Here is a 17,906-nt window from a genome sequence, read left to right as displayed (position 1 = left end):
CCAGACGACAGTTTTATTTTGGGGGAATGGCGTAAGTCCCCGTTGCATGAGCGACAGGCTCATCATTGCCCACCGAGTAAATCGTCACTTCGCCAATCGCCAGTAATTTACCGAGTTTAATCAAACGGCAATCGGCAATAATGTCCTTGTCGGCCGAGGGCTTGCGGAGAAAGTTAATATTCAAATTGGTGGTTACCGCGAGGGCAACCGGCCCCAGCTCTGACAATATCGCGGCATACAGGGCGGCATCGGCCATCTCCATCATCACCGGCCCCGAGACCGTTCCACCGGGGCGCAAATGGCGTTCATCAATGGGCTTACGCAGGCGCACAAAACCACCGCCCGCCTGCTCAATCAACACTTCCGCCTGAGGAAATTCTTGTTTAAAAAATACCGCGAGTTGCTCGGCATTCATCGGTGATCGCGCATTACTCATTATTATCATCCAATATTGCTTGGGCGCAGCCGATCAATCCGGCGTGTTGCCGCTGGGTAATGGCCAGCGGAATTTGCTCACAAATAGGTCGGTAGCGCCCTTTACTTTCAAATCGTTGTCGCAGCAGCTTAACATCAATTAAGCCCTGCATTTTTTCCAACATTCCTCCCGACAAAAACACGCCACTATAGGCGCCCATCATCAGAGCAACATCGCCCGCCGCTGAACCCAATATGCCAGTAAAATCTTGAACAGCCTGCAAGGCAATGGGGTCACCACCACGTGCTTTTTGCGTGATTTCTGGGGGCGTGAGTTGTTGTTCTTGCTTGCACAACACACTGTTTGCCCAGTACAAATTCGACAAACCCATGCCCGAGAGTACACGCTCTATCGACACTCGCTCATAGTGCTGCCAAAGTAAATTAAGCAGTGCATATTCATGCTCATTTACCGGCGCAAAACTGATATGCCCACCTTCGGAGACCAGTACCGAACCATTGGCCAATAGACCCGCCACACCCAAGCCGGTACCCGGCCCTAAAATGGCTTTCGTGTTTCCCGCAGGTACGCTTGGGCTTTCCACAAAGGGATTTCGGCTACCTAGCAACTGGCAGTCCTGAGCGCTAATCGACTTAAGCGACAAAGCCTGCGCATTGAAATCATTGATTAATTTAATGGGAAAGCCCAACGCCGCTTCGAGTTCAGCCGCGCCGAAACGCCAGCCTCGGTTGGGCATATGGAATTGCTCACCAACAAGAGGCGCGGCAATGGCAAAGCAGGCTGAAATTGGCGATTCGTCTAACTGATCGAGATAGGCTTTGATTAAATCAATAAGTGATGAAAATTCGGCACAGGAAAAATCATGCGACTCAGAGAGCGCCAAGCTACCCGGCGACACGCGGGCAAAGCGACCATGAGTGCCGCCAATATCGGCAACGATATGCAGAGGTTTAACCGTGGGTACTTTCATTGTAAAAACAGCATTGTAGGAACGGCATTATTTGAATTGCATAATGGGAACCACATAAAAATCAGCGCTAGCTTTTCAGCGCTGCGGCCTCGCTGGCCAGTTTTTCGATAAGCCCCCAATCCTTACTGGCAATGGCTTTTGCATCTAACATCCAACTGCCACCGACACAGGCGACATTGCTCAGTGCCATATAAGATTTAGCATTACTCAAATTAATACCGCCGGTTGGGCAAAAACGCAGTTGCGGCAGAGGTCCACCAATCGATTTCAACATCGCCACACCGCCCGCGGCTTCTGCGGGGAAAAATTTTAAATGGCGCTGACCTTTTTCCAATAAGGCCATCGCTTCACTCGGTGAATTAACCCCCGGCAGAAAAGGCATTTGTTCGGCCATTGCCGAATCAAACAGTGCCGGAGTACAACCCGGACTCACCAAAAACTCCGCGCCAGCGGCTTTGGAACGAACGACATCATCGCCGCTTATCACCGTTCCAGCGCCAATAATGGCATCGGGTAAGGCACTGCGCATTTCGGTAATTGCGGCCAAGCCCTGCTCGGTTCTCAAGGTCACTTCCAGCACCTGCAAACCACCTTGATACAACGCCCGCGCAAGGGGCACGGCATCGGCAATATCCTCAATCACAATGACCGGAATCACCGGGCTGCGGGTCAAGATTTGTTCAACATCACGCACGGGCGTTATCCTAATTTTAGCAATGGGTTAATACGTTCAGGGCGACCAATACACATTCAGCTGCACTTCGGAAGATTGTAGAAAGGCGCGAATGGGCATGTCTTCTATCGGCCCAGCTTGCAATGCCGCAGTATAGGCTTGTCGTTTCTGCTCGCCATTAATCAGCAGAAAGCTATGTTTCGCTTTGCTCAGATACGAAAAATTCAAGCTCATTCTTTCGGTGAACTTCCCAGTCACCTCTGAGCGCTGTGCACAAATAGCGACACAACGCTTGGGACTTTGGTTTTCTAAACCAGCACTCAAGCCCTGCGCATAGGGAAACAGGGATGCCGTGTGACCATCATTGCCCATGCCGAGCAAACAAACATCGGGCTCAGCAGGTAGCGTTTGCAGTATCTTTTCACAACTTGCCTGCCCTTCTTTGGCCGTCGCTGCCGCATTTTTTAAGCCGATGAAACGCGTATTCTCTGCGTTGTTTTTCAGCAAATGTTGCGAGATAAACGCCGCGTTACTGGCGGGGTGATCCAAACTAACCCAACGCTCATCCACCAACACCACAATAATTTTATCCCAGGCCAGCGGCATGTCAGAAAGTCGTTCATAAACCGGTTTAGGACTACTCCCGCCAGAGACTAAGAACACCGCCTGACCATGAGCCTCGACAGCCAAGCGCAATTGTTCGGCGATACGCTCAACCAAGGCATCAAGCAATAACGAAGTTTCTGGAAAAAAATGCTCACTCACCATTTTGAGCATTCCTTAAATGGTGTGTCATTCATAGGCAATCACCGAAGCCCCCGCCTCGGCATCGCTGACCAGCTTGCGAAAGCCGGAAAATAATTCTCGTCCGGTGCCCTGCTCATGCCCACCTTGATAGCTCGCCGCATCACGCACTAAGGCGGCATCATTCAACACCCGTAACGTGCCCTGCTCCGCATCCAACTCCAGCATATCGCCATCTTGTAAGCGCGAAATTGGCCCAGCCTCTAAGGCTTCGGGAATCAAGTGAATAGCTGCGGGGACTTTGCCTGAAGCACCAGACATGCGCCCATCGGTGACGAGCGCCACTTTAAAACCGCGATCCTGCAATACCCCCAACACTGGCGTCAGCTTGTGTAACTCGGGCATCCCATTGGCTTTTGGCCCCTGAAAACGCAGTACCGCAATAAAATCTCGATCTAACTCCCCCGCATCAAAGCGGGTTTTGATTTCATCCTGCTCTTCAAAAATAATCGCCGGCGCACAAACAACACGATGCTCGGGTTTTACCGCCGAGGTTTTAATTACCGCACGCCCTAAGTTACCCGTCAGCAAACGCAGGCCGCCCTCAGCACTGAACGCCTGCGCGACCGAGCTAAGCACGGCGGGATCTAAACTTTGCTCTGGCGCAGCACGCCATTCGATTTTTCCTTCAGGATTCAAAAACGGTTCTTCACAATAGCGACGCAAACCACCCTCGCCCATAACCGTAGCAACGTCATCGTGTAAAAGGCCGTTATCCAGCAGCTCACGAATCAACAACGCCATACCGCCAGCAGCCTGAAAATGATTCACATCGGCCTGACCGTTAGGATAAATCCGACACAGTAAAGGCACCACCGATGAGAGATCGGCCATATCCTGCCAGTTGATCAAAATGCCCGCAGCGCGAGCAATCGCGATTAAATGAATAGTGTGATTGGTCGAGCCGCCGGTCGCTAATAAGCCAACAATGCCATTAACAATACTCTTCTCGTCGATCATCTCGCCCAGCGGCATAAAGCCATTACTGAGGGGGGACAGTTCATCGAGGCGCTTCACCGCCGCCTGTGTTAAAGCCGCTCGCAGGGGCGTATTGGGATGCACAAAAGCACTGCCCGCCAATTGCATCCCCATAATTTCCATCAGCATTTGATTGCTGTTGGCCGTACCGTAAAAGGTGCAAGTGCCGGCGCTGTGATAGGACGCACTTTCCGCTTTTAATAGCTCTTCTCTACCGACTTTGCCCTCGGCATAGAGCTGCCGAATCCGCCCTTTTTCTGCATTCGCCAAGCCGGATGCCATCGGCCCAGCAGGCACAAAAACGCAAGGCAAATGCCCAAAAGCCAGCGCGCCAATAGCCAGCCCCGGTACAATTTTGTCGCAGATACCCAGACAGAACACACCATCAAACATATCGTGGGAAAGCGCCACACCAGTGGCCATGGCAATATTGTCGCGGCTGAATAACGATAGCTCCATGCCATCTCGACCCTGAGTCACGCCATCGCACATGGCGGGAACACCACCAGCAAATTGCACCACCGCGCCCAACTCCCGGGCAGCCGATTTAATTTGCTCGGGATAGGTGGCATAGGGCTGGTGTGCAGAGAGCATATCGTTGTAAGCAGAAACAATTGCGTAATTGGCAACCCGATCGACCGCTAACAGGGGTTTGTCGTGGGCATCACTTGCCGCAAAACCGTGGGCTAAATTGCCACAGGACAAGCGACCACGGGCTGGCCCATTGTGATGGGCGCTGCGGATTTTATTCAGATAGTGTTCACGCGCAGATTGGCTGCGCTCGATAATACGCTGGGTGACTTCGGCAACTCGGTGATGCAAGGTGGAGCCTCCTTAATTCAGCAGGAATGCGACTCGCGGGTGCAAATGGCCCGACAAATTCGTGGGCATAAGCCTGTAGAAACACTATACGAGACTAGCCAAATGAATTTCTACCCTTATGACCGCATTAGGCTGTTTAATCCATTTCAATCCTTAGCCTCAGGTTTTATAGTGACTGAAAAATAAGGACCTGTTCATGCAATCTCCCGCTAAAATTCCCGTTATCGTCGGCGTTGGCGAAGTTATCGACCGCCCAGCTCAAATTAGTGATGCGCTAGAGCCTGTTGCCTTAATGGCCCAAGCTTTGCGAAACGCAGCGGAGGATGCAGGCAATACCGCCTTGCTTGAAGATGCAGATTCACTCGACCTTATCGGCCTGTTTAGCTGGAGCTATAAAAACCCGGTAGGCACTCTGAGCGAGATGCTGGGGATTTATCCCAAGCGACAGGTCAATGTCAGCATGGGCGGTGAAAACCCCACCAAGCTGATTCATGAAGCCGCCCTGCGTATTTTGCAAGGCCAAGGCTGCACCGCGCTTATTGCCGGCGGTGAAGCACTCAGCTCACTCAACAAAATTATGAAAACCGGGGAGATGCCACCGTGGACAGCTCCAGCAAGTACCGAAGAAACCTTTCCTTTTGCTAACGCAAAAATCTGTCTGAGCCCTATTGCCGAGAAACTGGGAAGTATCGATCCCGCCCAGCTCTATCCGTTTTACGAAGTGGCCTTTCAGGCCGAGCAAAATATCACTCCCGAGCAGGGCTTAATCGACAATGCCCAACTTTGGGAGCGCTATGCCGATGTTGCTGCAGACAATGAAATGGCATGGATTCGCAACAAGCCCCGCGCCGCGGAGATCGCCACTATAACCGAGCACAATCGCATGGTGAGCTGGCCCTATCCCAAATTAATGATGGCCAATCCCGCCGTTAATCAGGGCGCCGCCGTCATCGTCACCAGCCTAGAAAAAGCCCGCGCACTGGGCATTGCAGAAGATAAATTGATTTACATCTGGGGCGGCGGTCATGCCATTGAAGCTGACGATTTTCTGCACCGGGACAATTATATTCACAGCAGCGCACAGGAAGCGGTACTCGACAAAGCACTAGCGCTAGTGGGCAATGATGCCTCGCGCTTTGATTTTATGGAGCTGTATAGCTGCTTCCCTATTGTGCCCAAAATGGCTCGCGCCTACCTCGGTCTAGAGAATAGTGCGCAATCGCCAACAGTGGCTGGAGGTCTGACATTCTTCGGCGGGCCGATTAATAATTATATGAGCCATGCCTGCAGCGCCATGGTGCAAAAGCTCCGCGCCCAGCCCGGCAGCATTGGCCTGCTTTATGGTCAAGGCGGTTTTGTGAATAAACATCACAGCCTCGTACTGAGCAACCATGCGCCTGAGGCAGAATTTACCGCAGACTTTTCTTTGCAAGATGAGGCGAATAAACGACTCGCCCCTATTCCCGAACGACTTGAAGAAAACTATAACGGCCCGGCGCAAATCGAAACCTATACCGTAATCTTTAATCGTGATGGCAGCCCAAAACAGGGTGTAGTGGTATTTCTCAGCCCGGCAGGAAAACGGGGAATGGCCAAGGTTTCTCTCGAAAATCAAGCTGCCTTGGAGCGGCTATTAGATGCCAAGCAAACCGCTGTTGGTTTACAGGGTAACATTACCCTTGCCGATGACGGCCTGCCGGAATGGCATTACCAATAACCCTATTTCTTTGCCGCTTCCTGCTGGCGGCGAACCGCTGAAAGCGCCGAAGCAACAATACCGGTGGGCACGGCAATTAAGCCAAGCCCAACCATCAACACCATAAAAGTAAAGAAGCGACCGCCGGTGGTTATCGGATAAATATCGCCATAACCTACGGTAGTTAACGTAGACACCGCCCACCACAAGCAATCAAAAATCGAGCGAAATACTTCGGGCTGGGCCGCGTGTTCAAAGTGGTAAATTCCCACCGCCGCCAGATACAACACCACAAAACTGGCCATGGTAAAAATAATCAGCTCTTCCTTGGCTAAGTACAGTGCCGTAGTAAAACGTTGAAGCGCTTTATTGTATCTAGCCAATTTTAGAATACGCGCCAGCCGCAACAACCTGAGCAAACGCAGTGTGCGTAGATCTACTGCAAAAGCTAAATAGAACGGCAGAATCGCCAATAGGTCGATTAGTCCGTAAAAACTGAACACAAACTTCAGGCGCTTTTTCGTTAGCGCCAAGCGGATCAGATATTCCAGCGTAAATAACACCACCACAACCATCTCAGCGTATTTGAGAAAGGCCGTCATGGCCGGACTTAAATCAGGGAGTGTCTCCAGCGAAAAGCACAATACTGAAAACAGAATCAGCGCTGAAATGCCCCAGGCAAATACCGGCTTATCCAGAAAAATCTTATTGTTGGAAGAATGACTCATCGGCGAGTACCCACCTGAAAATACTGGGGAGAGAATAATTCAGGCGCGTACTCTAGCTCAGGAAACCCACTTTGAAAATGCACTACAGCATCATATGCACTTGCAGCTCACCAATAATGAAACCCAGCACGGCCCCCGCCAGCACCACCACTTTCTCATTTTCTTTAAATGCCGGGCGCAACATCCCTTCAAATTCTTCGGGAGTTAATAAATCCATGCGCTGCACCACGGTATTATTAATATCCAGCGCATCTTCGGCGTAGTCGCCAATTTTATCGCTGACTTCCGGCATCCACTCGACCACACGCTCGATCAGGTAATCGCGCATTTCATCGTATTTTTTCGAGCCCATGGCCAATTTAACCAATGGATGCGCCACACCGAGCTGCTCTTTTCCGGCTTTTTCTACCTGCTCTTCAACCAACTGAATCAGGCGATCTGAGCTGGGGCCACGCAGCACTTCTAACAGAATATTTTCCGGGGTCATCAACTCTTTGGCGATCAACTCAGCATAATCACGCGCCACCTCTTTCTGGCGGGCAATAAATTTACCCTGAATGGTAAATCCCAAAATTTTGGTCGGCAGCAACGGACGAAACAGCATTTGCAGCGCGATCCAGTCACTGAACAGGCCGACAAATCCACCAAACACTGGCAGCAACCACGCCTTATGCCAAACCAGCCAGCAAGCTAACTGGATAAAACCTAGAGCAAAACCAAACCAGAAACCGGCATTGCGGAAGAAGACAAATTCCTTGGCGCCAATGTTCTTGAAAATCTCATTGAGCAAACGTTTGTCTTTAACGAGGTTGGACACCAGCATGTGTTTTACATCGAGGTATTCCGAGGGGTTCTTGCGAATCTCATCCCACAGCTCTTCCATTACACCGGGTAGTTTTTTCTGGATGCGCTTTACGACCTGATGCTTGACGATATTGGGCAGCGGCGTCCAGTAGTTGAACATATAGCGACTGCCCACCTCATTGACGAGCTGCTCACTCACCTCTTTGATTGGGTATTCCAGCTCTTTAACCATGCGCTTGGGATCGAGCCGCCCCATCAATTCCTCAAGGGTAAACAAACGCCCCACCAACAGGTCTGTTGCCCGCCCGGCCATCTTGCCAGCCGTTGCCGGAATAATGCCCTGCCAGCCAAGGTACGGCGGCTTAATACCGACAAACTCTAGCGGTTTAAACATCATTTCTAGGGCTAATACCTTGGTGATATAACCGACAAAACCGGCCACCAGCGGCATTAATAGGTAATGGGGATTCTGGAGAAGATCCTGAAAAATACTCTCTAACATTGGGTGCTCGAATTCCTTTTTAGTTATTCTTGTCTTTCACACACGAGAAATAGTGAAGCATAAGTGAGCCTTTTCAGTAAACGATTAAGATTGATGGATCACAACATACCGGCGCTCGCGCTCGGTATCTTGTCCGCCATCATCGCGCTACTCATTGCTCTGCAATGTTTATTCTCAACCGAACAACTCGCCTACCAAAATCCAATCAACGGCGAATACTGGCGCTGGCTCAGCGGACATTTTATTCATAACAATAGTGCGCATTTGGCGATGAATAGTGCTGCCTTGATCTTACTTTTTTGGCTGGGCCACCGTCTTGCACAAATAGGACAACTTTTGTTTTCTTTGCTGCCCTTATCCTTGTTATCCAGCCTAATACTGACCTTGGGCTATCCACAATTGCATTGGTATGTGGGCTTATCCGATGCCCTACACGGGCTCACGGTATTAATTGCAATAGGCTTGGTACGATCTGGCGATCAAACCGGCAGCGCACTGTTGATTGGCGTGTTGGGAAAAGTGTTGTGGGAACAAAGCCACTGGTACAACAGCGAAAATGTGGCCGAGCTTATTGGGGTTAGAGTTGCCACCGAAGCACATCTGGCCGGGGTACTCGCCGCCGGCATTTTACTGCTATACCGGTATTTTATTGAGCTAACTATGACTCACAAGAAATATTGAGCAAGCAGCAACACGGCAAGTGTTATACCCAATTTTCTAATTTTAATTCAGACACTCGCTCAAACTCTTTGATGTTATTGCTTACTAAAGTATGCCCAAGAGCCTTGGCATGAGCGGCAATCCAAAGATCATTGTTGCCTATCGGCGTCCCTTTGGCTTCTAAACCCGCTCTAATACTGGCGTACGCTTTTGCCACATCCACTCCAACAGGCAACACCGGAATATAATTGCTCAATTCCTCGAGCACATTCAGGGCTTTTTCAGAGTTATTGCTTTTCAGGGCCCCGTACTCCAACTCCCCATAAGTCACCAATGACATCACCACAGAACCAATGGGTAAGCTTTCAAACTTTTGTAAAACTGAGGGCGGCTGTTTCTTAATTATGTAGATGCAAATATTGGTATCCAACATGTACATAACTAAAACGATTCTCTTTCTTGAGGAAGAGAATCTACTCGACCACCTTCCATAAAATCGCTGGGCATTTCCCCCAAAAGCTTGAACGCCGCACCCAAGTTTTTAGGCTTGGGTTTAAGAATTACTTCATCGCCTCGCTTGAAAATTTCAACTTCCGAAACATCAAACCGAAATTCTTTTGGGATGCGTATCGCTTGACTATTTCCCGACTGAAAAATTTTTGCGTCCATTCTTTAGGCCCCTCAAATATGTATATACAACAAAGTATATACCTAAATACAGGAAAGTATAGCCCAGTAAAAACACCCCTTATGCAGGCTCAATCTCAATCAGAATTTCACCGGGAGTGACGCGATCACCTTTGCTAACGTGTACATCCACAACATTACCGGCAATCGGTGCCTGCACTTCGGCTTCCATTTTCATCGCTTCTGTAATCAACACCGGCTGACCGGCTTTAACGGTATCGCCCACCGCCACCAAGACCTCGACAATATTGCCAGGCATATTGGTGGTGACATGGCCCGGCTTGCTGGCCTGTTTGCGCCCCGCGCCGCCTTCAGACTGGTATTCATTGAGGGCTTCAAATACAACTTCCTCGGGCATACCGTCCAAGGTCATATAGACATGGCGTTTACCCGCGCCTTTAATCCCCACTCCGGTAATCGCAACCTGATAACTCTCGCCGTGAACATCAATAACGAATTCGGTGGGCACGCCGCCTTCGGACGCTGGACGTGCCGCACTGCCGATGGGCTCAAGCACTTCTGGCACCAAGGTGCCATCGCGACGCTGTTCAAGATAGCTGCGTCCCAGATCCGGGAACATAGCAAAGGTCAGTACATCTTCCTCACACAAGGCCAGGTCGCCGATATCTGCCCGCAATTTATTCAGCTCTGCAGGCAATAAATCCGCCGGGCGCACATCAATAATGGCCTCTGAGCCAATCGCTTTGGCTTGCAGCTCTTTATTAATTTCACCCAGAGCGGCCCCGTAATGCCCTTGTAGATAACGCTTCACTTCATTGGTGATGGTGGCATAGCGGGTGCTGCCCAGAATATTCATTACCGCTTGGGTGCCAACAATCTGCGAGGTCGGCGTAACCAAGGGCGGATAACCCAAGTCTTTGCGCACCGCCGGAATTTCGGCAAACACTTCTTCGATCCGATTCAGCGCGCCCTGCTCTTTGAGCTGATTAGCGAGGTTCGACATCATGCCGCCCGGCACCTGATTGATTTGCACGCTCACATCTTCGCGCGTGAATTCGCTTTCAAACTGGTGGTATTTCTTGCGGACTTGCCACAGTTTTTTAGCGATAGGTTCCAGCGCCGCCAAATCAATTCCGCTATCGCGTTCGGTGCCTTTGAAGGCGGCTACCATCGCCTCGGTTGCCGGGTGACTGGTGCCATTAGCAAAGGCTGAAATAGCGGTATCAATAATATCGACCCCGGCTTCCACCGCTTTCAGCTGACACAAACCCGCCAAACCAGAGGTGGAATGAGAGTGCAGCGCCACTGGCAGAGAAAACTCGGCCTTTAAGGCTTTAACCAACTCCTCGGTTGCGCTCGGAGTCAGCAAGCCCGCCATATCTTTTATGGCAATGGAGTCGATGCCCATATTAGCCATATCACGCGCCTGCTGAACAAAAGTAGCGGTGCTGTGAACCGGGCTGGTGGTATAGCAGATGGTGCCCTGTGCATGCTTGCCGGCCTTTTTGACTGCGGCAATGGCGCATTCGAGATTGCGCACATCGTTCATCGCATCGAACACCCGGAACACATCCATGCCGTTTTCGGCTGACTTCATCACAAAGGCTTCCACTACATCATCGGCATAGTGACGATAGCCCAAGAGATTTTGGCCACGCAGCAACATTTGCAGCGGCGTGTTGGGCAGGGCTTCCTTGAGTAAACGCAGCCGCTCCCAAGGATCTTCCTTTAGAAAGCGCACACAGGCATCAAAGGTCGCGCCGCCCCAAACCTCCAATGACCAGTAACCGATGGCATCAAGTTCGGCACACACCGGCAGCATATCTTCAGTGCGCAGGCGAGTTGCGATCAGCGATTGATGGCCGTCGCGCAAAGCCACATCAGTAATTTTAATAGCGTGAGGGGATGTCATTCTGGATTCCTCTTTAAAATCTTATAGGCCAGCGTGAGCGGCAATTGCCACTGCCACGGCCATAGCAATATCTTCTGGGCGACTTTTATCCGAGTAACGGGTCAATTCGGGGTGGCTTTCAACAAAGCTGGTATTGAATTCTGCCCGGCGAAAATCCGGGTGTTTAAGAATTTGCTGGTAATACGGCGCCGTGGTTTTCACCCCTTGCAGGCGCATATCGTTAAGCGCGCGTGCGCCACGATTTAAGGTTTCCTCCCAAGTCAGTCCCCAGACAATCAGCTTGAGACACATGGAGTCGAAATACGGCGGAATGGTGTAACCGGTGTAAATCGCAGTATCGGTTCGCACCCCCGGCCCACCCGGCGCGTAATAGCGACTGATGCGGCCAAAACTGGGCAGAAAATCATTTTTGGGGTCTTCCGCATTCACCCGAAACTGCAGGGCATAACCGCGAATGGAAATATCATCCTGCCGGTAAGACAGCGGCAAACCCGAGGCGATACGAATCTGCTCGCGCACAATATCCACCCCGGTAATTTGCTCGGTAATGGTGTGCTCAACCTGCACCCGAGTATTCATTTCCATAAAGTAAATTTGGTTATCGGCTAGCAGAAACTCTACGGTGCCCGCATTTTCATAGCCCACCGCCTCTGCGGCGCGCACCGCCAACTCGCCGATATAGGCGCGCTGCTCCGGAGTCAGTTGCGGAGACGGAGCAATCTCGATCAGTTTTTGATTGCGGCGCTGAATAGAACAATCGCGCTCGAACAGGTGAATCACATTGCCCTGACTATCTGCCAGCACCTGCGACTCGATGTGCTTGGGATTCACAATGCATTTTTCCATAAACACATCAGCGCGACCGAAAGCCTTGCTGGCCTCCGACACCACCCGATCGTATTGGCGGCGCAGATCGACTTCATCATCACAGCGGCGAATACCGCGACCGCCACCGCCAGAAGTCGCTTTAAGCATGACCGGATAACCAATATCCGTGGCCAGTTTAACGGCCTCTTCAACATTGGCCAGATTGTCTTGGGTGCCGGGAATTACAGGAACACCCGCCGCCATCATCGCCCGGCGGGCTTCAGTTTTATCGCCCATACGGCGAATCACCTCGGCACTGGGGCCAATAAAAGTAATGCCGCGCTCGGCGCAGATTTGGGCTAATTCTTCATTCTCGGACAAAAAGCCGTAACCGGGATGGAGGCCATCGCAGCCGGTCTCTACCGCCAGCGCCACTAATTTGCGGGGATTCAAATAGCCTTCTAGCGGTTCGGCGCCCACGTTATAGGCCTCATCAGCCCTTTTCACATGAAGAGAAAAGCGATCTGGCTCGGTATAGATCGCAGCAGAGCGAATACCCATCTCGGCACAGGCGCGCACTATGCGCACTGCAATTTCTCCGCGATTGGCGATCAGAATTTTTTTCAGCACAAGGCAGCCCCTCGATTTCGCGCCATTGTTTACAGGGCCAACACTAGCGAACTTAAATTGATATAAAAAATTAATATTTATTTTTATATCTATAAGTAATTGCTTATAGTTGAAATTCAAACGCCACTAAATCTCAAAAAAACTATCGCAAAAACCCCATATCGCAAAAATCATGAAACTTAGCCATCTAAATCGCCTAACTTTGCGCCAACTGGATGTCTTTCTTGCTGTTTGCCAGCAGCGCAGCTATTCAAGGGCCGCTGAACAACTTGCCCTAACCCAGCCCGCTGTCAGCGCCCAGATCCGCAGTCTTGAAACTCTGATTCAGCAGCCGCTATTCGATTACATCGGCAAACAGCTGTTTTTGACCAAGGCAGGGGAATTAGTGGAACGCGCAGCAAGAGACTTAAAGCAGCGATTAATCAACCTGGAAATTGAGCTCAATGAATTACATGGCCGCCTTGCTGGGCGGCTTAATCTGGCCATAGAAACCAGCGCCGAACAGCTACTGCCCCGCTATATTCAGCGCTTTTCTGAGCGCCATCCCGAGGTTGAAATTGTGCTTCAGGTAGAGAACCATCAAGGCCTATTGCGCCGACTCAGTGACAACCTCGACGACCTTGCGGTACTGACCCGAGTACCCGGCGACCGAGGGCTAAACTTCACCCCTTTTGCTGAGCATCAGCTATTGGCCGTGGCCTGCCCAAACCATCCCCTCACCCAGCGCAGCGATGTGTCTTTAATGGAGGTACTGGGCTACACCCTGCTAGCACGGGAATCCGGCTCGGGCTCAGCACAAATATTTGAGGATTTCTGCCAACAGCAAAGCTGTGTGATTAAACGGCGGCGACAACTAGGCAGCAATCAAGCCATTCTGCACAGCCTGCTGGCACAGAGTCACACCGACGATCACCACTATGCAATTTTGCCCAAGCTATTAGTGGAAGAAGAGATAAGGATGGGACGGCTAAAAACCATTGAAGTAAACAGCATGCCGATACGGCGAAGCTGGTGTAGCGCCTACCCCCGAGGCAAACACCTCAACCCTGTTGCTGAGGCGTTTTTAAAAAACCTGCATATGCCGCTATAAACCTTGTTATCGCTAAGCGGCGCTGTGTTCGCCTAAATACAAGTTCACCCGACTGAATTCATCAGACTCATCTAAATCCGGCACGGTGGTCGCACGGTGAAACGACAAATGACGATAACCGGGAACCGAAAAATCCTTCACCCGCGAATCCGCCACCAACACGTTATCAGCCCGTTGCAAAAACACATCCAGCAGCGGCAGATTGGCCCGGTCGTACAAAACATCGGCAACTAAAATGACATCCCAGTACTGCTCATCACCAAAGAAATCATCGGAATATCCCAATTCCACATGATTCAAAGCAGCATTTTCGCGACTTGAAAGCAGCGCATCTGGATCGAGGTCACAGGCCACTACCTCAGCTGCCCCAGCCATTGCTGCGGCGATCGCCGCCACGCCAGAACCGGCGCCAAAATCGATAACCCGTTTATTTTTTACCAGCTCGGGGTTATCCAGAATATAGCGCGCCATCACCTGCCCACTCGCCCAGCAAAAACACCAATAGGCCGGATAATTCATAATCTTCTCAAGCTGTTCGGCGCTCAGCTCATACTGTGGATAGGCTTCACTGAGAAGGTAAAGCGACAGTTCTGGCGCTAGGGGTAGCGGCGTTGGCAGAACCTCGGCCTGGGGTAAAATATCCCCTAGCAAGCCAGCGAGTATTGCGTGGTTTGTGCGCTTCATTGTCGCTGACGATACTCCGTTTTTTCCGTTAAAATTCTACTTTTGCCCAATGACAAAACGACCACCGGCTTATGCCCAACTCTGAATTTATTGTGCCGCTCTGCTCTGAGGAAATTGCGATCCATTATCAGGACGATGCACTTATGGTGGTGGACAAACCCGCTGGCTTGCTTTCGGTTCCTGGCCGTCACCCACAAAACAAAGATTGCCTGATAAGTCGCTTGCAGGCCGATAAGCCAGAGGCGCGCATTGTACATCGCCTAGACATGGCCACCTCCGGTTTAATGATTATCGCACTCTCGGCCGAGAGCCACCGTCAATTAAGCCGTCAATTTGAGCAACGAAAAATCGGTAAACGCTACCTCGCCAAGGTCGATGGCAAAGTCGAAGCGGAAAGTGGTTTTATCGACCTGCCCTTGGCCTGCGACTGGCCCAACCGCCCCAAGCAGCATATTAATTTTGACTGGGGCAAATCCGCACAAACCCACTACCGCCGTATTGCCTTTAACGATACCGACTCCGTGCTTGAGCTGGAGCCCATCACGGGTCGCTCACACCAATTACGCGTGCATTGTGCCAGCATCGGCCACCCGATTTTGGGCTGCGAATTCTACGCTACAGATGCGGCACGTTCAGCCTCGCCACGCCTGCTATTACACGCCAGCCAGTTGAACTTCCGGCATCCACAAAGCAACGAAATTATGGACTTTGCTAGCCCCGCGCCTTTTCTAAATTTATAAAAAGCGCTAAAACCGACACACATGACGACACCAAACTACGGTGCTACTATCAATGCCATATGGGCCTTGAGGCGTTTGCACCATGGTGACCTGTGATATCCAACAGCAACTTGCACAGATTATTCTCAAACCCAACTGTTCCGCAGACTGGTCGAGCAATCGACGCGTTATTGCTGGCATTGCCGCAATTAATACGCTCTTTGCCACTGGCTTTATCGCTATTGGCGCTTGGATGATTTTGCCGTTTATGGGGCTGGAATTGTTTCTGCTGTGGTGGCTACTGCGCCGAGTTTTTAGCCAACTTCAATACCGGCAAGTGCTAAAGCTGGATGAACGACGAATACGCATCGAAAGCGGCTTCCATCAGCCAAGCCAAATATGGGACTGGCCCAGAGAACAGGCAACGGTGCTAGTCAAAACCCAGCGTCACGCACTTGAACCACTCAAAATTAGCGTTAGCCATCGTGGAGAGGAAGTCGCGCTGGGGCATTTTTTGAATAAAGACGACTGCCAAAATTTACTCGACGCCCTGCGAAAATCCGGGCTGATTATTCGACAATTCAGCGATAGCGGCGAACTGACGGCATAAGCCAGCTTAAACACCGAATATAAATGAGCATTTCGAGCACCGCCGACGGCCAAGATTGCAAACGCAGTAATTAATCAGAAGTTCCTTAGGATTAATTTCCAGCCTCGACTAGCAGCTGAATTCGCCCGGCAAACTCACCAAAGCAACGAAAATCGGCCACATACTCCTGCGGAGCTAAGGCCTGCATTCCACCCAACGCTCCAGAAAGCAGCCATTGATCCGTCGTAATTTCCCAGCCCTGGGCAATGCGGTTATTAATAAGGTTCAGCAGTACCATCCAAACCCCACCTTCTAGCTCCGTCACCGAAGCGCTTTTTTGCAATTGCCCGTTGTGCCACAGGCGAGCCTGAATAGTTTCAATGCACTGCGCATTCACATTCATCGCTCGCCCGACAACAAAACTATGGGCGGCAACATTGGCCTCAACAATATCGAAAGGACTCGGTGGGCGCTTTTTTAACAAGCCCAGATCGGGAAGTTCAAAGGCTGGAGCCACAGCGGCGATCAGCGGCAAGAGATCATCAACACGACTAATGGGCTTTGTAACAACTTGGTTCAGCCTAAACGCCAACTCCATCTCTAACATTGGCTTCACATAGCCCGCCACCGACACCGTGCCGCCTTCAGGTAGCTGGCGATAAAGATTACCGGCCAGCGCCCGGTCACTGCCAAACTGCTCGCGCGAGGCAGCCGAAGTCAAACCGGCTTTATAGCCCTTGGGCTGCCCCTCAGCGGACAAGGCGTGAGTTTGTCGCTGATAGCTTGAGTACCAGCGTGACTCTTGTTCGTTCTCAGCAGGACTCGCACAGGCACTCAGCAGCAGAGCAAACGCACAAGAAAATGATAGAAATGGAAATTTCACGATACTTTCGACGTCCCTAACCGATCTCCCTATCAGATTTCCCTGCCGAACTTCCTGTTCGGCTTACTAACGACTTTTTCGCCAACCGAAAAGTGATCCAGCAAATCTAATTTGAGGCAATAAGCACTAATTTACTGCGCTAATAGACTGAACAAGCGCAGGTTCAACACCCACTTTACCCAGCACATTGCCTAAGCTCGCCACCACATCTTGAGAAGACAAGCTCACACCCGACTCGATCAAATAGGTTTCAGTGACCAGATCGCGGCTCATGCCTTTTCTCGAAAGTGAAAAGCGAATTTTGTGTTTTACCGGCTCTTCACCGCCGATATAGTCCTGCGCAGCAACATCAATCTGCAGGTGATAACGCGATTGACGATTTGTGGTTTGCACCACGCTTTCAGGCATCATCTCAAAAGCCGCCTGCTTTAAGGCCAGCAACTCTTGTTTAATTTCATCGCTTGCGCGGGATTTGGCCAGCGGCTTCAACACCCGTGAACCAAAACCATAGCCCTGCGGCCCCGGTGCGCTATACGCCAAGCTAACGGAAACCGTCTCGCCATCGAGCAAACTTGAATTTTCATTCAAGGCTGCCGCCAATGGGGCTTCTGCCCAGCTTGTTGAAGATTCAGCCACTGCATTAACGCTGGTGACAGCGGCAATGACACAAACGGTAGCGAAAAGAGAGGAAAGCATTTTTTTCATAGCGATGTCCATTTCAAATCCAAATCCGTGTTCAAACCGAGAACTACGTGGAAGAGTAAACAAAAAAGCAGCCCACCAATAGCTTTTGACAAAGCCGAAAAGTGCGCCATTGGAAGAAACGGGCGCTTTTTAACCCAAATAAACTTGAAAGATCAACCTAGAGTGC

The 17,906-nt window shown here is 50.9% G+C and carries 19 protein-coding genes; 5 read left to right on the top strand and 14 right to left on the bottom strand.

Annotated features, from left to right (window positions below):
* Positions 1-13 precede the first annotated feature (13 nt).
* The 5 genes from IB286_RS11350 to edd form a co-directional block, all read right to left on the bottom strand.
* The gene (locus tag IB286_RS11350; RefSeq protein ID WP_223826330.1) at positions 14-436 is read right to left on the bottom strand and encodes a PaaI family thioesterase; all 423 of its coding nucleotides are present in this window, start codon (positions 434-436) and stop codon (positions 14-16) included.
* Positions 429-1,406: a glucokinase gene (gene glk, locus IB286_RS11345; RefSeq protein WP_190765615.1), complete on the bottom strand. Its 978-nt coding sequence runs from the start codon at positions 1,404-1,406 to the stop codon at positions 429-431. Before glk ends, IB286_RS11350 begins: the two co-directional genes overlap by 8 nt.
* A gap of 67 nt (positions 1,407-1,473) precedes the next feature.
* A complete protein-coding gene (locus IB286_RS11340) occupies positions 1,474-2,100 on the bottom strand; it encodes a bifunctional 4-hydroxy-2-oxoglutarate aldolase/2-dehydro-3-deoxy-phosphogluconate aldolase (protein WP_190765613.1) in 627 nt (208 codons plus the stop codon).
* Positions 2,101-2,136: 36 nt separating this feature from the next.
* Entirely contained in the window at positions 2,137-2,847 is a 711-nt protein-coding gene (pgl, locus tag IB286_RS11335) for a 6-phosphogluconolactonase (protein ID WP_190765611.1), read from the bottom strand.
* Positions 2,848-2,871: 24 nt separating this feature from the next.
* The gene (gene edd, locus IB286_RS11330; protein WP_190765609.1) at positions 2,872-4,683 is read right to left on the bottom strand and encodes a phosphogluconate dehydratase; all 1,812 of its coding nucleotides are present in this window, start codon (positions 4,681-4,683) and stop codon (positions 2,872-2,874) included.
* Positions 4,684-4,879: 196 nt separating this feature from the next.
* Between edd and IB286_RS11325 the strand changes: the two genes are divergently transcribed.
* Positions 4,880-6,400 (top strand): acetyl-CoA acetyltransferase, encoded by a 1,521-nt coding sequence (locus IB286_RS11325; protein ID WP_190765607.1) that lies wholly within the window; start codon positions 4,880-4,882, stop codon positions 6,398-6,400.
* A 2-nt stretch (positions 6,401-6,402) separates the two neighbouring features.
* On the opposite strand, the gene IB286_RS11320 is transcribed toward IB286_RS11325, so the two are convergent.
* Complete coding sequence (locus tag IB286_RS11320) at positions 6,403-7,107, bottom strand: ion transporter (protein WP_190765605.1); 705 nt, start codon at positions 7,105-7,107, stop codon at positions 6,403-6,405.
* A gap of 82 nt (positions 7,108-7,189) precedes the next feature.
* Entirely contained in the window at positions 7,190-8,413 is a 1,224-nt protein-coding gene (locus IB286_RS11315; RefSeq protein WP_190765604.1) for a DUF445 domain-containing protein, read from the bottom strand.
* Between the two features lie 93 nt (positions 8,414-8,506).
* On the opposite strand from IB286_RS11315, the gene rrtA reads away from it, so the two are divergent.
* Positions 8,507-9,094: a rhombosortase gene (gene rrtA, locus IB286_RS11310; protein ID WP_190765602.1), complete on the top strand. Its 588-nt coding sequence runs from the start codon at positions 8,507-8,509 to the stop codon at positions 9,092-9,094.
* A gap of 22 nt (positions 9,095-9,116) precedes the next feature.
* On the opposite strand, the gene vapC is transcribed toward rrtA, so the two are convergent.
* From vapC to IB286_RS11290, 4 genes are all read right to left on the bottom strand, one after another.
* The gene (vapC, locus tag IB286_RS11305; RefSeq protein WP_223826329.1) at positions 9,117-9,506 is read right to left on the bottom strand and encodes a type II toxin-antitoxin system tRNA(fMet)-specific endonuclease VapC; all 390 of its coding nucleotides are present in this window, start codon (positions 9,504-9,506) and stop codon (positions 9,117-9,119) included.
* Between the two features lie 8 nt (positions 9,507-9,514).
* A complete protein-coding gene (locus IB286_RS11300) occupies positions 9,515-9,742 on the bottom strand; it encodes an antitoxin (protein WP_190765599.1) in 228 nt (75 codons plus the stop codon).
* 79 nt (positions 9,743-9,821) lie between these two features.
* Positions 9,822-11,633, bottom strand: a complete 1,812-nt coding sequence (gene oadA, locus IB286_RS11295) for a sodium-extruding oxaloacetate decarboxylase subunit alpha (protein ID WP_190765597.1) — start codon at positions 11,631-11,633, stop codon at positions 9,822-9,824.
* A gap of 21 nt (positions 11,634-11,654) precedes the next feature.
* Entirely contained in the window at positions 11,655-13,070 is a 1,416-nt protein-coding gene (locus tag IB286_RS11290; protein ID WP_190765594.1) for an acetyl-CoA carboxylase biotin carboxylase subunit, read from the bottom strand.
* Positions 13,071-13,242: 172 nt separating this feature from the next.
* On the opposite strand from IB286_RS11290, the gene IB286_RS11285 reads away from it, so the two are divergent.
* Positions 13,243-14,160 (top strand): LysR family transcriptional regulator, encoded by a 918-nt coding sequence (locus IB286_RS11285; protein ID WP_190765593.1) that lies wholly within the window; start codon positions 13,243-13,245, stop codon positions 14,158-14,160.
* A gap of 12 nt (positions 14,161-14,172) precedes the next feature.
* On the opposite strand, the gene IB286_RS11280 is transcribed toward IB286_RS11285, so the two are convergent.
* Positions 14,173-14,844, bottom strand: a complete 672-nt coding sequence (locus IB286_RS11280) for a class I SAM-dependent methyltransferase (protein WP_190765591.1) — start codon at positions 14,842-14,844, stop codon at positions 14,173-14,175.
* 71 nt (positions 14,845-14,915) lie between these two features.
* Here IB286_RS11280 and IB286_RS11275 point away from each other — a divergent pair, with 71 nt between their 5' ends.
* Positions 14,916-15,584 carry an RluA family pseudouridine synthase gene (locus IB286_RS11275; RefSeq protein WP_190765589.1) on the top strand — a complete coding sequence of 223 codons (669 nt, stop codon included), beginning with the start codon at positions 14,916-14,918 and terminating at the stop codon, positions 15,582-15,584.
* Positions 15,585-15,666: 82 nt separating this feature from the next.
* On the top strand, positions 15,667-16,173 hold the full coding sequence (locus IB286_RS11270; RefSeq protein ID WP_190765587.1) for a DUF2244 domain-containing protein: 507 nt from the start codon (positions 15,667-15,669) through the stop codon (positions 16,171-16,173).
* 91 nt (positions 16,174-16,264) lie between these two features.
* Here the strand turns inward: IB286_RS11270 and IB286_RS11265 are convergent, their stop codons facing one another.
* Both IB286_RS11265 and IB286_RS11260 read right to left on the bottom strand, forming a co-directional pair.
* Positions 16,265-17,035 (bottom strand): hypothetical protein, encoded by a 771-nt coding sequence (locus tag IB286_RS11265; protein ID WP_190765586.1) that lies wholly within the window; start codon positions 17,033-17,035, stop codon positions 16,265-16,267.
* 126 nt (positions 17,036-17,161) lie between these two features.
* Positions 17,162-17,740, bottom strand: a complete 579-nt coding sequence (locus IB286_RS11260) for a hypothetical protein (RefSeq protein ID WP_190765584.1) — start codon at positions 17,738-17,740, stop codon at positions 17,162-17,164.
* Between the last annotated feature and the right edge of the window lie 166 nt (positions 17,741-17,906).

It is taken from the genome of Spongiibacter pelagi, assembly GCF_014705705.1.
Lineage (GTDB): Bacteria > Pseudomonadota > Gammaproteobacteria > Pseudomonadales > Spongiibacteraceae > Spongiibacter > Spongiibacter pelagi.
This window is presented reverse-complemented; position numbering and strand designations above follow the sequence as displayed.

Bases quoted from the DNA above. Each gene is read 5' to 3' on its own strand.
- IB286_RS11350 (WP_223826330.1), bottom strand. From the start codon at position 436: ATGAGTAATGCGCGATCACCGATGAATGCCGAGCAACTCGCGGTATTT.
- vapC (WP_223826329.1), bottom strand. From the start codon at position 9,506: ATGTTGGATACCAATATTTGCATCTACATAATTAAGAAACAGCCGCCC.
- IB286_RS11325 (WP_190765607.1), top strand. From the start codon at position 4,880: ATGCAATCTCCCGCTAAAATTCCCGTTATCGTCGGCGTTGGCGAAGTT.
- rrtA (WP_190765602.1), top strand. From the start codon at position 8,507: ATGGATCACAACATACCGGCGCTCGCGCTCGGTATCTTGTCCGCCATC.
- IB286_RS11320 (WP_190765605.1), bottom strand. From the start codon at position 7,107: ATGAGTCATTCTTCCAACAATAAGATTTTTCTGGATAAGCCGGTATTT.
- IB286_RS11300 (WP_190765599.1), bottom strand. From the start codon at position 9,742: ATGGACGCAAAAATTTTTCAGTCGGGAAATAGTCAAGCGATACGCATC.
- IB286_RS11315 (WP_190765604.1), bottom strand. From the start codon at position 8,413: ATGTTAGAGAGTATTTTTCAGGATCTTCTCCAGAATCCCCATTACCTA.
- IB286_RS11280 (WP_190765591.1), bottom strand. From the start codon at position 14,844: ATGAAGCGCACAAACCACGCAATACTCGCTGGCTTGCTAGGGGATATT.
- oadA (WP_190765597.1), bottom strand. From the start codon at position 11,633: ATGACATCCCCTCACGCTATTAAAATTACTGATGTGGCTTTGCGCGAC.
- IB286_RS11285 (WP_190765593.1), top strand. From the start codon at position 13,243: ATGAAACTTAGCCATCTAAATCGCCTAACTTTGCGCCAACTGGATGTC.
- IB286_RS11260 (WP_190765584.1), bottom strand. From the start codon at position 17,740: ATGAAAAAAATGCTTTCCTCTCTTTTCGCTACCGTTTGTGTCATTGCC.
- pgl (WP_190765611.1), bottom strand. From the start codon at position 2,847: ATGGTGAGTGAGCATTTTTTTCCAGAAACTTCGTTATTGCTTGATGCC.
- IB286_RS11270 (WP_190765587.1), top strand. From the start codon at position 15,667: ATGGTGACCTGTGATATCCAACAGCAACTTGCACAGATTATTCTCAAA.
- IB286_RS11275 (WP_190765589.1), top strand. From the start codon at position 14,916: ATGCCCAACTCTGAATTTATTGTGCCGCTCTGCTCTGAGGAAATTGCG.
- glk (WP_190765615.1), bottom strand. From the start codon at position 1,406: ATGAAAGTACCCACGGTTAAACCTCTGCATATCGTTGCCGATATTGGC.